The 14347-nt window shown below is 41.9% G+C and carries 14 protein-coding genes and 1 other annotated feature; all 14 genes read right to left on the bottom strand.

Annotated elements, in window-relative coordinates:
- Positions 1-42: 42 nt before the first annotated feature.
- The 14 genes from rpoC to MKX52_RS00630 all read right to left on the bottom strand — a co-directional run bounded on the left by rpoC (position 43) and on the right by MKX52_RS00630 (position 14347).
- Positions 43-3642: a DNA-directed RNA polymerase subunit beta' gene (gene rpoC / locus MKX52_RS00695; RefSeq protein WP_012008699.1), complete on the bottom strand. Its 3600-nt coding sequence runs from the start codon at positions 3640-3642 to the stop codon at positions 43-45.
- A gap of 61 nt (positions 3643-3703) precedes the next feature.
- The gene (gene rpoB / locus MKX52_RS00690; protein ID WP_151020917.1) at positions 3704-7285 is read right to left on the bottom strand and encodes a DNA-directed RNA polymerase subunit beta; all 3582 of its coding nucleotides are present in this window, start codon (positions 7283-7285) and stop codon (positions 3704-3706) included.
- 255 nt (positions 7286-7540) lie between these two features.
- Entirely contained in the window at positions 7541-8146 is a 606-nt protein-coding gene (locus tag MKX52_RS00685; protein ID WP_044139657.1) for a class I SAM-dependent methyltransferase, read from the bottom strand.
- Positions 8147-8243: 97 nt separating this feature from the next.
- Positions 8244-8609, bottom strand: coding sequence for a 50S ribosomal protein L7/L12 (rplL, locus tag MKX52_RS00680; protein WP_003216952.1), 366 nt, complete (start codon positions 8607-8609; stop codon positions 8244-8246).
- A 42-nt stretch (positions 8610-8651) separates the two neighbouring features.
- A complete protein-coding gene (gene rplJ / locus MKX52_RS00675) occupies positions 8652-9152 on the bottom strand; it encodes a 50S ribosomal protein L10 (RefSeq protein WP_003217048.1) in 501 nt (166 codons plus the stop codon).
- 69 nt (positions 9153-9221) lie between these two features.
- Positions 9222-9362: a sequence feature (ribosomal protein L10 leader region), on the bottom strand.
- 48 nt (positions 9363-9410) lie between these two features.
- A complete protein-coding gene (gene rplA, locus MKX52_RS00670; protein WP_007496292.1) occupies positions 9411-10109 on the bottom strand; it encodes a 50S ribosomal protein L1 in 699 nt (232 codons plus the stop codon).
- A 99-nt stretch (positions 10110-10208) separates the two neighbouring features.
- Positions 10209-10634, bottom strand: coding sequence for a 50S ribosomal protein L11 (gene rplK / locus MKX52_RS00665; RefSeq protein ID WP_003216956.1), 426 nt, complete (start codon positions 10632-10634; stop codon positions 10209-10211).
- Positions 10635-10805: 171 nt separating this feature from the next.
- The gene (gene nusG, locus MKX52_RS00660; protein WP_003217197.1) at positions 10806-11339 is read right to left on the bottom strand and encodes a transcription termination/antitermination protein NusG; all 534 of its coding nucleotides are present in this window, start codon (positions 11337-11339) and stop codon (positions 10806-10808) included.
- A 170-nt stretch (positions 11340-11509) separates the two neighbouring features.
- Positions 11510-11686 carry a preprotein translocase subunit SecE gene (gene secE / locus MKX52_RS00655; protein WP_003216942.1) on the bottom strand — a complete coding sequence of 59 codons (177 nt, stop codon included), beginning with the start codon at positions 11684-11686 and terminating at the stop codon, positions 11510-11512.
- Positions 11687-11721: 35 nt separating this feature from the next.
- Positions 11722-11871, bottom strand: a complete 150-nt coding sequence (gene rpmG, locus MKX52_RS00650) for a 50S ribosomal protein L33 (protein ID WP_012008694.1) — start codon at positions 11869-11871, stop codon at positions 11722-11724.
- A 76-nt stretch (positions 11872-11947) separates the two neighbouring features.
- Positions 11948-12604: an RNA polymerase sporulation sigma factor SigH gene (gene sigH / locus MKX52_RS00645; protein ID WP_003217132.1), complete on the bottom strand. Its 657-nt coding sequence runs from the start codon at positions 12602-12604 to the stop codon at positions 11948-11950.
- A gap of 63 nt (positions 12605-12667) precedes the next feature.
- Positions 12668-13180: a ribosome-dependent mRNA decay endonuclease Rae1/YacP gene (gene rae1 / locus MKX52_RS00640; protein WP_003216949.1), complete on the bottom strand. Its 513-nt coding sequence runs from the start codon at positions 13178-13180 to the stop codon at positions 12668-12670.
- A gap of 2 nt (positions 13181-13182) precedes the next feature.
- Complete coding sequence (gene rlmB / locus MKX52_RS00635; protein ID WP_342491263.1) at positions 13183-13932, bottom strand: 23S rRNA (guanosine(2251)-2'-O)-methyltransferase RlmB; 750 nt, start codon at positions 13930-13932, stop codon at positions 13183-13185.
- Positions 13916-14347, bottom strand: a complete 432-nt coding sequence (locus MKX52_RS00630) for a Mini-ribonuclease 3 (RefSeq protein WP_003217007.1) — start codon at positions 14345-14347, stop codon at positions 13916-13918. Before MKX52_RS00630 ends, rlmB begins: the two co-directional genes overlap by 17 nt.

Genomic DNA, 14347 nt, shown 5'->3' with positions numbered 1-14347 from the left:
TCACCATTTTTTGATGATTTTATTGAAATCTCACGAGAAAGATTACTCTACAGGCACCATATCGTCAGACGGCTGCACTTGTGAAACCGGCTTAACTTTACGGTAGTTTGGCATTCCTGTTCCAGCTGGAACAAGTTTACCGATGATCACATTCTCTTTCAAGCCAAGCAGTTCATCACGTTTTCCTTTGATCGCCGCATCTGTTAGGACACGAGTCGTTTCTTGGAAGGATGCTGCAGACAAGAATGAGTCTGTTTCAAGCGATGCTTTTGTAATACCAAGAAGAACTGGGCGGCCTGTTGCAGGGCGCTTGCCTTCGAATAGTACTTTTTTGTTCGCTTCAGTGAATTGATGTACATCAAGAAGTGTGCCTGGTAATACATCTGTATCCCCTGCATCAGCGACACGCACTTTACGAAGCATTTGGCGAACCATTACCTCAACGTGCTTATCTCCGATTTCTACCCCTTGCATACGGTATACTTTTTGTACTTCATGAAGCAGATATTCTTGAACAGCTGTCATGTCAGTCACTTTAAGAAGTTCTTTCGGATCGATCGAACCTTCTGTCAGTACTTGACCACGAGTGACTTTGTCACCTTCAACAACTTTCAGACGTGCATTGTAAGGAGCTGTGTAAGAACGAGTTTCAACGTCGCCTTGAACCACAATTTCCTGCTGCTTGTCACGAACATCGTTAATTTCAGCAACGACACCATCAATTTCAGAAATGGTCGCTTGCCCTTTCGGATTACGCGCTTCAAATAGCTCTTGGATACGAGGTAAACCTTGTGTGATATCGTCTCCTGCTACCCCACCGGTGTGGAACGTACGCATTGTAAGCTGTGTTCCTGGCTCACCGATTGATTGAGCAGCGATGATTCCAACTGCTTCACCGACTTCAACGTCAGTACCAGTTGCAAGGTTACGGCCGTAGCATCGTTTACATACACCATGAGGCGTGTTACATGTAAATGCAGAACGGATCCATACTTCCTCAATTCCTGCTTCAACTACTTCAAGTGCTTTATCTTCATCAATTAGTTCGTTTTCGCCAACAATGACTTCGCCCGTTTCAGGATGGACAATTGGTTTTCTTGCAAAACGTCCAATGAGACGTTCTTCAAGTTTCTCAATAATTTCATTTCCTTCTCTAATGGACTTCGCCAAGATACCACGGTCTGTACCGCAATCAGTTTCACGGATGATAACATCCTGTGCAACGTCGACGAGACGACGCGTGAGGTAACCTGAATCAGCTGTTTTAAGGGCTGTATCGGCAAGACCTTTACGCGCTCCGTGAGTGGAAATAAAGTATTCCAATACAGTTAATCCTTCACGGAAACTAGATTTGATCGGAAGTTCAATGATACGTCCAGCCGGGTTGGCCATCAGACCACGCATACCAGCTAGCTGAGTGAAGTTAGATGCGTTACCACGCGCTCCAGAGTCACTCATCATGTAGATTGGGTTGACTTCATCAAGGGACTTCATCAGTTTACCTTGGATGACATCTTTAGAAGAACTCCAGATCGAAATAACTCTCTCGTAACGCTCTTCTTCAGTAATCAAACCACGTCTGAATTGCTTCATGACGTTATCTACTTTTGCTTGCGCTTCTTCGAGGATCTTCTGCTTATCATCTAATACGACGATATCAGACACCCCAACCGTAATACCCGCTTTAGTAGAGTATTTGAAACCAAGATTTTTCATGCGGTCAAGCATTTTAGATGTCTCAGTGATATGGAATCTCTTAAAGATTTCCGCAATGATTTTACCTAAAATACCTTTTTTGAACGGCGCATTGATTTCTTGTTTCTCGATCGTAGCTTTGACATCTTCACCTTTTTCAAGGAAGAAGCGGTCAGGCGTTTTTTCTTCAATATTGCTCTTTGTCGGCTCATTCATGTAAGGGAATGATTCCGGTAAGATTTCGTTAAAGATCAGTTTTCCAACTGTTGTAATCAACAATTTAGAACGCTGTTCATCAGTAAATGTCACATTCTTCAACGAGTTAGCTGCAACAGCTACACGTGTATGAAGATGTACATACCCATTTTGATAAGCTAGAAGGGCTTCGTTAGTATCTTTGAAGACCATACCTTCTCCGATAGCACCTTTACGCTCAAGTGTAAGGTAGTAGTTACCAAGCACCATATCCTGAGATGGCGTAACAACAGGTTTTCCATCTTTCGGGTTCAAAATGTTTTGAGCAGCAAGCATTAAGATACGAGCTTCAGCTTGAGCCTCAGCAGATAATGGTACGTGAACCGCCATTTGGTCACCGTCAAAGTCAGCGTTGTAGGCTGTACATACAAGTGGATGCAGACGAATTGCGCGTCCTTCCACAAGTGTAGGTTCAAACGCTTGAATACCAAGTCTGTGAAGAGTCGGTGCACGGTTTAGTAAAACTGGATGCTCACGAATTACTGATTCTAAAACATCCCATACTTCCGGCTGCACGCGCTCAATTTTACGCTTCGCACTCTTGATGTTGTGAGCTAAACCTTTTTCAACAAGCTCCTTCATCACGAATGGTTTGAATAGTTCAAGAGCCATTTCTTTCGGAAGTCCACACTGATACATTTTCAAATGTGGTCCTACGACGATAACGGAACGTCCAGAATAGTCAACACGTTTACCAAGCAAGTTTTGACGGAAACGTCCTTGTTTCCCTTTCAGCATATGAGAAAGAGATTTCAATGGTCTGTTTCCTGGTCCTGTTACTGGTCGGCCTCTACGTCCATTATCAATCAAGGCATCGACAGCTTCTTGAAGCATACGCTTCTCGTTCTGAACGATGATGCTTGGCGCGCCAAGATCTAATAAACGTTTCAGACGATTGTTACGGTTGATGACACGACGATAAAGGTCGTTTAAGTCAGAAGTAGCAAAACGTCCACCATCAAGCTGAACCATTGGACGTAATTCTGGCGGAATAACCGGAAGTACATCAAGAATCATCCATGATGGTTTGTTTCCTGAGTTACGGAAGGCTTCGAGCACTTCAAGGCGTTTAATCGCACGTGTACGACGCTGCCCTTGAGCCGTTTTCAGCTCTTCTTTCAGTGTATCTACTTCTTTTACAAGATCGATATCTTGAAGAAGTTTATTGATTGCTTCTGCACCCATAGCTGCTGAGAATGTATTACCGTATTTATCTAAATAAGCACGGAATTCCTTCTCAGAAAGAAGTTGTTTCTTCTCAAGCGGTGTGTTGCCCGGATCTGTCACAACGTAAGAAGCGAAATAAATCACTTCTTCTAACGCACGTGGTGACATATCAAGAACAAGACCCATACGGCTTGGGATACCTTTGAAATACCAAATGTGGGAAACTGGGGCAGCCAGTTCGATATGCCCCATTCTCTCACGACGGACTTTTGCCCGTGTTACTTCTACACCACAACGGTCACATACAACACCCTTATAACGAACGCGTTTATACTTTCCACAATGACATTCCCAGTCTTTTTGCGGTCCGAAGATACGTTCACAAAAGAGACCATCTTTTTCAGGTTTCAGTGTACGATAGTTAATCGTTTCAGGCTTTTTCACTTCACCAAAAGACCAAGAACGGATTTTATCAGGTGATGCGAGACCGATGTTCATATACTCAAAATTGTTCACATCTAGCAAGGGGCCTACCTCCCTTTTAATCTTCGGGTTATACCCTAGTCACTTGCTCTAATCGTTTCTGCTATTCTTTTGTGACTGCGTCACGTTCAAGATCGACAGGAGTGAGGTCTGCAGCATCTTCGTCATTAGATAACGCTAATCCGTCTGCTTTCTTCGTTTCCTCATCGTCTTCTAAATCTCTCATTTCTATCTCTTCTTCATCGCCAGATAGGATTTTGACATCCATACCTAAACTTTGAAGTTCTTTAATTAACACTTTGAATGATTCAGGGACACCTGGTTCAGGGACGTTATCCCCTTTAACGATGGCTTCGTATGTTTTCACACGACCCACCACGTCATCCGATTTAACTGTTAAGATCTCTTGAAGTGTGTATGCTGCACCGTAAGCTTCAAGTGCCCATACTTCCATCTCTCCGAAACGCTGACCACCAAACTGTGCTTTACCGCCAAGTGGCTGCTGCGTAACAAGTGAGTATGGTCCAGTTGAACGAGCGTGAAGTTTATCGTCAACCATGTGAGCCAGTTTGATCATGTACATGATTCCGACTGATACACGGTTATCGAATGGTTCACCAGTTCGACCGTCATAAAGGACTGTTTTCGCATCACGAGACATACCTGCCTCTTCAAGCGTTTCCCAAACATCTTCCTCGCGCGCACCATCAAATACTGGTGACGCAATGTGGATGCCAAGGTAACGTGCAGCCATACCCATATGAAGCTCAAGTACCTGACCGATGTTCATACGAGATGGTACCCCTAGAGGGTTTAACATGATATCGATCGGTGTTCCATCTGGAAGATACGGCATATCTTCTTCTGGAAGGATTTTAGAGATAACCCCTTTGTTACCGTGTCGTCCGGCCATTTTATCACCTTCAGAAATTTTACGCTTCTGAACGATGTATACGCGGACTAACTGGTTAACGCCCGGAGGTAATTCATCTCCATCTTCACGGTTAAAGACTTTGACGTCGTGGATAATTCCGCCGCCGCCGTGTGGAACACGTAGAGACGTATCACGTACTTCACGAGCCTTTTCACCAAAGATTGCATGTAATAGACGTTCTTCAGCGGTTAGTTCTGTTACACCTTTAGGCGTTACTTTTCCTACAAGAAGGTCTCCGTCTTTTACTTCTGCACCGATACGGATGATTCCACGCTCGTCAAGGTTGCGTAAAGCATCTTCCCCAACGTTTGGAATATCACGAGTGATTTCTTCCGGTCCAAGCTTTGTATCACGAGCTTCTGATTCATATTCTTCAATATGAATAGACGTGTAGACGTCATCTTTTACAAGGCGCTCACTCATGATGATCGCATCCTCGTAGTTATAACCGTCCCAAGTCATGAAGCCAACCATGACGTTACGTCCTAGAGCCAATTCACCTTTTTCCATTGAAGGACCGTCTGCAAGAATTTCTCCTTTTACGACTTCATCTCCAACACTTACGATTGGACGTTGGTTGTAGCAAGTCCCTTGGTTAGAGCGGACAAATTTCAGCAAGCTGTATTTGTCTAGGTTTCCTTTGACTTGTTGTCCGTCAACATCTTCATAGCGGCGAACCCAAATATTTTTTGCTTCAACACGTTCTACAACACCTGGGTAGCGGCAGATGACAGCAGCACCAGAGTCTTTACCTGATACATACTCCATACCTGTACCAACAATCGGTGATTCCGGCTGCATCAAAGGCACAGCCTGACGTTGCATGTTCGCTCCCATTAGAGCACGGTTAGAGTCATCGTTCTCTAAGAATGGGATACATGCTGTCGCTGCAGAAACAACCTGCTTTGGCGAAACGTCCATGTAGTCAACGCGGTTTCGAGGAACAACGGTGTTTTCCCCTCTGAAACGAGCAATGATATTATCATCGATAAACGAACCATCATCAGCTAGAAGAGCGTTCGCTTGTGCTACTACGTAGTTATCCTCTTCATCAGCAGTTAAGTAGTCGATTCTCGGCGTCACTTTACCTGTTTCAGGATCAACCCGACGGTAAGGTGTTTCAATAAAGCCGAAACGATTTACTTTTGCAAATGAAGATAGAGAATTGATCAAACCAATGTTTGGACCCTCTGGTGTTTCAATCGGACACATACGACCATAGTGAGAGTAGTGAACGTCACGAACTTCCATTCCTGCACGCTCACGTGTCAAACCACCAGGCCCAAGCGCTGATAGACGACGTTTGTGCGTCAATTCAGCAAGCGGGTTTGTTTGATCCATGAACTGAGAAAGCTGAGAGCTACCAAAGAACTCTTTAATAGAAGCGATCACAGGACGGATGTTGATCAGTTGCTGAGGTGTGATCGTGTTTGTGTCTTGGATCGACATTCTTTCACGAACAACACGCTCCATTCTGCTTAATCCAATACGGAATTGGTTTTGCAGAAGCTCACCTACAGAACGCAGGCGACGGTTACCAAGGTGATCGATATCATCTGTATCACCTACACCATGAAGAAGATTGAAGAAGTAACTGATCGATGCAATGATGTCAGAAGGCGTGATGTTTTTCACAGCTTCCTCTACGTATGCATTCCCGATCACGTTGATCACTTGCTCGCCTTCTTGATCAGACGGTGCATAAATCTTAATAGATTGAAGTTCTACTTCATCTTCTACTACGCCACCATTTGGATAAAGCTTTCTAAATCCGATGCCGTTTTCTAAGTATGGAAGAACTTTATCAAGAACTCTTCTGTCTAAAATTTGACCTTTTTCTGCTAGAATTTCACCTGTTTCAGGATCAACTAACGTTTCAGCCAATTTTTGATTGAACAGTCTATTTTTAATATGAAGCTTTTTATTAATCTTGTAGCGTCCAACATTTGCTAGGTCATATCTCTTCGGATCGAAGAAGCGAGAGTCTAGCAGGCTTTTCGCATTTTCAACAGTTGGTGGCTCTCCAGGACGGAGGCGCTCGTAGATTTCGAGAAGTGCTTTATCCGCATTCTCTGTATTGTCTTTTTCCAGCGTGTTGCGTAAGTATTCATTCTCGCCAATGAGGTCAAGAATCTCTTGATCAGAGCTGAAGCCGAGAGCACGCAAAAGAACCGTAACCGGCAACTTACGTGTGCGATCGATGCGTACATAGACTACATCCTTCGCATCAGTTTCGTATTCTAACCATGCGCCACGGTTTGGAATGACAGTCGCAGTAAAACCTTTTTTACCGTTTTTGTCTACTTTACCACTGAAATATACACTTGGAGAACGTACTAACTGAGAAACGATTACACGTTCCGCACCGTTAATGATAAAAGTACCTGTGTCGGTCATGATTGGGAAATCTCCCATGAACACATCTTGGTCTTTTACTTCTCCAGTTTCTTTGTTAATTAAACGAACTTTCACTCTTAGTGGAGCAGAGTAAGTTACATCACGTTCTTTTGATTCTGCTACAGGATACTTAGGATCCCCTAGGCTGTAATCAATGAATTCAAGAGAAAGGTTACCAGTAAAATCCTCAATTGGGGATATATCTTGAAACATCTCTCTAAGACCCTCATCAAGAAACCACTGATAAGAAGAGGTTTGAATTTCAATGAGATTTGGTAATTCTAACACTTCGCTTATGCGTGCGTAGCTTCTGCGCTGGCGGTGTCGTCCATACTGAACTAGTTGACCTGTCAACTGATTCACCCCTCAAATCATGCGTATTATATGTGTAAAAAGTATTTCAGCCTTTCAAATGTCAGTAAAGAAATACTTTTACAAGACAAAAGAAAAAAGGGTTTCTAAAATAAGAAAACCACATCCAAAAACAAATACCGATTTTATTAGTTTTCCCAAGTATGCATAATTTATACAAAATAGTTGTTTTTTAAGCCTATCAAGCAAAATATACACATTGGCATTTTATAATGTTAACACAGCTAGGAAACTGCGTCAAACTTTTTTAGCTTTGATAATATAGTAGCCCTTTTTTTTCAGTACAACTTCGACTTCTCCAAAAAGCTGTTCTAATTTCTCAATCGCAGATGGTCCACCCTGCTTTTTCTGAATTACCACCCACAACTCACCTTCCGGCAATAAATGATCAGCGCTTTTTTCAAAGATCGCATGTACAACTTTCTTCCCTGCCCGTATTGGGGGATTGGTCAGTATAGAGGCAAAAGCAGCTGATGAATGAACATTCGAGAACAAATCACTTTGATAGATGCGGACATTATCAATGCGATTATGTTTAGCGTTTTCCTTTGAAAGTTCGACTGCTCTTTCGTTCACATCAATCATATGAATGGTGCGGCTCGTCATTTCGTTTGCTAACGATAAGCCAATCGGTCCATAACCGCAACCGACATCTAAGACATCGCCATCCACGTCAGGTTCTTCAAAAGCTTCAATTAAAAGCCTCGAACCAAAGTCGACTTCTTTCTTAGAAAACACTCCACTGTCACTTGTAAAAGTAAAGGTACGGTTTCTCAAGGTGAAGTCCCATGTCTGTTTATTGCTTTTCACTGATGGCTTTTCCGTATAATAGTGGTCACTCATGGTGAATTGGACCTCCTCTGGATTCAATCGTTTCAGGAGAATAGAAAAGAAAAAGCCCGCCAGTAAAAGCGAGCTTTCCCAAAAGATTAGGCGAAGATTACTTAACTTCTACAGAAGCGCCAACTTCTTCAAGCTTAGCTTTAAGTTCTTCAGCTTCTTCTTTAGCAATACCTTCTTTAAGTGGTTTTGGAGTGTTGTCAACAAGTTCTTTAGCTTCTTTCAAGCCAAGACCAGTGATTTCACGAACCACTTTGATAACTTTGATTTTTTGGTCTCCAGCACCAGCAAGTACTAGATCAAAATCAGTTTTTTCTTCAGCAGCAGCACCGCCAGCAGCAGCTACAGCTACAGGAGCAGCAGCAGTTACGCCAAATTCTTCTTCGATTGCTTTTACTAAGTCGTTTAACTCAAGTACAGTTGCTTCTTTAACTGAAGCAATGATTTCTTCGATATTTAAAGCCATTTGTAATTCCTCCATTTTAAGTTTTTTTACGTCAAGTACGCATTAAGCGCCTTGTTCTTCTTTTTGATCTGCAACTGCTTTAGTAGCAAGAGCAAGGTTACGAACTGGAGCTTGAAGAACGCTAAGCAACATAGATAGTAAGCCTTCGCGAGACGGAAGTTCCGCAAGAGCCTTCACTTCTTCTACAGTCGCTACGTTTCCTTCGATGACACCAGCTTTGATTTCTAAAGCTTCGTGGCTTTTCGCAAATTCGTTGATGATTTTCGCAGGTGCGATAACATCTTCGTTACTGAATGCAATAGCGTTTGGACCTGTTAAGAAATCGTTTAAACCTGTTAGTTCAACTTGTTCAACTGCACGGCGAGTCAAAGTGTTTTTGTAAACTTTGAATTCTACGCCAGCGTCACGAAGTTGTTTACGAAGTTCAGTCACTTCAGAAACTGAAAGACCGCGGTAATCTACAATGACAGTAGACATGCTATCTTTGAATTTAGAAGTAATTTCATCAACGACAACTTTTTTTGTATCGATTGCATTGCTCATGGTTACACCTCCTGTACATTGTTTGTGTAACACTTATACCGATCAGGCCATCACGTTCCTAACGAACGGTTCTCCATATAAAAAGCCTCCAATAAGACATGGAGGCTGTATATACAAGCATACGTTAACGTAAGACTGTGACATATACACCTCGGCGGGTTAATTAAGCCATAAGGCCCCTGCTGTCTACGGTATAAATGGACATATTCTATTTTACAACATTTTGATATTATCAAAATGATTGTGATAAGTCAAGATTTATTTTGCAGAGAAAGAAGATGGATCCACTTTCACGCCAGGGCCCATAGTAGATGTAACAGAAACATTTTTCACGTATACACCTTTAGCCGCTGCAGGTTTTGCTTTAAGGATTGTGTCATAGATTGTTGCAAAGTTCTCAACAAGCTTTTCGTCCTCGAAAGAAACCTTTCCGATTGGCGCGTGGATGTTACCAGCTTTATCAACGCGGTATTCTACTTTACCAGCTTTGATTTCATTGATTGCTTTTTCTACTTCGAATGTAACAGTTCCTGTTTTAGGGTTTGGCATAAGACCTTTTGGTCCAAGTACACGACCGATCTTACCAACTTCACCCATCATGTCAGGTGTTGCAACGATTACATCGAATTCGAACCAGCCTTGTTGGATTTTAGTGATGTAATCAGAATCTCCAACGTAGTCTGCTCCAGCAGCTTCTGCTTCTTTCGCTTTTTCGCCTTTAGCGAACACAAGAACGCGTTGAGTTTTACCAGTTCCGTTAGGAAGTACAACTGCACCGCGGATTTGTTGATCGTTTTTACGAGGGTCTACGCCCAAACGAAAAGCAACTTCTACAGTCGCATCAAATTTCGCTGTATTTGCTTTTTTTGTAAGAGAAACAGCTTCAGCTACATCATACGCTTTAGTACGTTCGATTAGCTTAGCAGCTTCTACATACTTTTTACCTTTTTTAGCCATTATAAAAATCCTCCTTATGTGGTTTTAGCGGAATAACCTCCCACGAATAAGGGTTGCGAACTTGTCAAAACCAAACTCGCAACCCAACAAGACAATAAATTAATCTTCGATGACAATACCCATACTGCGTGCAGTACCTTCAACCATGCGCATAGCTGATTCAACGCTAGCAGCGTTTAAGTCAGGCATTTTTGTTTCCGCGATTTCGCGTACTTTATCACGCTTAACAGTTGCCACTTTATTACGGTTAGGTTCACCAGAACCAGACTCAATACCAGCTGCTTTTTTAAGTAAAACTGCAGCAGGTGGAGTTTTAGTAATAAATGTAAATGAACGGTCTTCAAAAACCGAAATTTCAACAGGAATGATAAGACCAGCTTGGTCAGCTGTACGAGCATTAAACTCCTTACAGAATCCCATGATATTAACACCGGCTTGACCTAGTGCAGGTCCAACTGGTGGAGCTGGGTTAGCTTTTCCAGCAGGAATTTGCAATTTAACAACTTTAACTACTTTTTTAGCCACGAGACACACCTCCTTAAAGTCCGTGATGTGGTAATAGGGGAATCCCCCTCCCACTCAACAACTTCATTCTTTATATGAATGACGAAATAACTAGCTAGCGATCTTGAGCGAACTCAAGACGTACCTTTGCTATATTACCACTTCTATACACTCATTTCAAGCTCTTTTGAATTACAATTTATCGATCTGCGTGAACTCAAGTTCCACGGGTGTTTCTCTACCAAACATATTAACAAATACTTTGACTTTGCTTTTATCGTAATCAATCTCTTCGATAGAGCCTGTGAAGTTAGCAAATGGTCCGTCGATGACCTTGACTGTTTCTTTCAATTCAAAGTCGATTTCTGTTTTACGTTCTTCAAGACCCATTCTCTTCAGAATGGTTTCAGCTTCGCCTGGTAGTAGCGCTGTCGGCTTTGAGCCTGATCCAGCTGATCCAACGAACCCTGTGACACCTGGTGTATTACGAACTACATACCAAGAGTCGTCAGTCATCACGATTTCCACTAGGACATAGCCAGGGAATACTTTCTTTTTGACAACTTTTTTCTTACCATTTTTAATGTCTGTTTCTTCTTCTTCTGGTACGACAACGCGGAAGATCTTATCTTGCATGCCCATTGATTCAACACGCTTTTCCAAGTTCGCTTTTACTTTGTTTTCATAGCCAGAGTACGTATGCACAACATACCAATTCTTTTCCATTTCGTTCAGGACTATTCAGTCCTTCCCTCCCCACATTTCGTAATGTCTATTTGACGAATCTCGAGTACCGGTAAATATTTTCAAGCAATTGAAAAAACCCGTAAAACGGGTTTTTTGGCAAGTCATATTATGATCTATTATAGCACGTTCAGCAGACCATTATTCAAGTATTAATGAATTAATTCGATTAATTGTGAGATTCCTATATCAAGAAAAGAGAAAAAGATTGCAAAGAATACGACTGTTAAAATAACAGTGATTGTGTAACGAATCATTTCGTTTTTCTTTGGCCAGCTGACCTTCTTCATTTCTTTTCCGACACTTTTTAAGAAACTGATAATACGCATTGTAAAAGACCTCCACAGATTAAAGAACGCAAATCTTACTTCGTTTCTAAATGTGTTTTATGTGAATTACAAGTCTTGCAATATTTCTTAACTTCTAATCTTTCAGCTGCTGAAGCATCACTTTTCATTGTCGTATAATTGCGGCTTCCGCAGTCTTTACAGGCTAGAGTAATCTTTTTCCTCATATTTACACCTATTTTCTCGACATCATTTCCTTAGTACCTTATCACAGTGTCGAAAAAGCTGTCAATATAGGTTTGATTAGAGACTAATCTCGCGAAGCTCTAAATATTTCTCTAATTTTCTCTTTACTCTTTGGAGTGCGTTATCAATTGATTTCACATGACGGTTTAAATCTTCAGAAATCTCTTGATAGGATCTGCCATCAAGGTAAAGCACAAGAACCTTTCTTTCCAGCTCGCTTAGTAGTTCACCCATCTTCATTTCGATATCATCAAATTCTTCTTTGCTAATGATTAAATCTTCTGGGTTAAGCGCTTTAGCACCGGAAATGACGTCCAACAATGTTCTGTCTGATTCTTCATCATATATTGGCTTATCTAATGATACATAGGAATTTAACGGGATATGTTTTTGGCGAGTAGCTGTTTTAATTGCGGTGATAATTTGGCGGGTAATACATAATTCTGCAAAAGCCTTAAATGAAGTAAGCTTGTCCTCTCTGAAATCGCGGATAGACTTATAAAGTCCGATCATCCCCTCTTGGACAATGTCCTCTCGATCCGCTCCAATCAAGAAATAAGATCTTGCTTTTGCACGTACAAAATTTCGGTATTTCGTTATTAAGTAATCTAGCGCATCACTATCTCCGACATGAACCCTTTCAATGACTTGTTCATCTTCCAACTGGCAAAATTGCTCTCTGATGGATTTATCCTTGCTGTTGTTTAGATTCACTTCGATCCCCCCGACCGCACCTAGATAGAAATATTATACATTAATGGTTGAAATATCGTCAAGCTATTCTAGATTCCCGCGCCGCCATTTTTCAAACGTTTTCAATACATCTTCTGACAATTCTATCTTGGATGCTGGTTTATCAGAAGTAATCTTTTTGACTCTCGTTTCAATCTTTCGTTCGATCACTTCAATCTCTCTTAAAAGCTCTCGAGCCGACTTCCGAAGAGCTCCTTGTCCAAAGATTGCCCATTGTTCTGTAAAGTCTGAGGTCGCCACATGAATCTGCGTCCGAATATTATTCAGATCCTGGGCAAGCTTTTCAATCCGCTCATCAGCCGTTTCATTCTCTCTCGTAAAGATGACCTCTACTCGGTGATTGATTCGCTTTTTTTCAATTCCTTTGACCATATGGGCATCGAATACGACAATGACTCGATACCCTGTATAGGCTTGATATTCAGCTAAATTTTGAATCAGTATGTCTCTGGCTTCTTCAAAGCTGTTTTCCTTTAAGTGCTGCAGCCTTGGCCATGCACCTATCATGTTGTATCCATCGACTAAGAGGATGTCCATCTCTATTCTCCTAACGGATAACGTTTTCGATACACTTCATACATCAATAGACTAGCCGCAACTGACGCGTTTAACGAAGTGACCTTTCCGGCCATTGGCAGCTTAATTAGAAAATCACACTTTTCTTTGATCAATCGGCCAATCCCTTTTCCTTCACTGCCAATCACGAGAGCAAGCGGCATCGTGCCATCAAATTGTCTGTAATCCTGTTTGGCAGACGCATCTGTTCCCGCGACCCAGATTCCTCTTTCTTTCATCTCTTCAAGAGCTCTTGAAAGATTGGTGACTTTGGCAACAGGAATATGTTCAATTGCTCCAGTAGATGCCTTGGCAACAGTTGTCGTTAAGCCGACCGCTCTCCTTTTCGGGATCACAATCCCGTGTGCACCTACAGCATCTGCTGTACGCATAATAGAACCTAAATTATGCGGGTCTTCAATTTCATCTAAGATAAGAAAAAATGGCTGTTCATTCCGCTCTTCAGCGATTTGATATAGATCGTCCAATTCTGCATATTCATATGCCGCTACTTGTGCAACGATTCCCTGGTGCTGACCTGTGACCATTTGATCAAGCTTTTTCCTCGGAACATACTGAATGGTGATATTTTGTTGTTTTGCGAGTTCAATGACCTGCTGGGCTTGTCCTTTTACAGTGTTTTCTGCCATCCAGAGCTTGTATAACTCCCGATCTGACTTCAGTGTTTCAATCACTGCGTTTTTCCCAATCACATAATCATGTTGCTGACTCATTTGTCTTCCTCCCTGATGTTCCGATTTCAATCGCCTGACTAATCAGCTCTTCTAAGCGTTCGTCCTGCTTTTCAATAAATAAATAGCCCATGAGCGCTTCAAACGCCGTACTATAACGATACGTTTGAACGTCTGTGTTTTTAGGCACTGTGCCTGATTTTGCATTTCTTCCTCTTTTCAGCACCGCTTCTTCTGCTTCAGTGAAAAAGCCTTGCTGCTGAAGCGTAAATAAAATAGCTGCCTGAGATTTAGCTGAAACAATTTTGCTTGCTCGTTTGTGCAGCTCATTTGGTTTTGTCGCCCCCGTTTGGAGGAGGTGATGCCTCACGTAGACTTCAAAAATGGCATCACCCATATAAGCAAGCGCTAGTCCGTTCAATTGTTTACCGTCTTTCAGCTTTTCAAAATTCAACAT

The organism is Bacillus sp. FSL R5-0422 (assembly GCF_038610765.1).
In the GTDB taxonomy this organism is placed as follows: domain Bacteria; phylum Bacillota; class Bacilli; order Bacillales; family Bacillaceae; genus Bacillus; species Bacillus pumilus_O.
The sequence above is the reverse complement of the archived record's forward strand: the minus strand, read 5'-3'. Positions and strand labels throughout refer to the sequence as shown.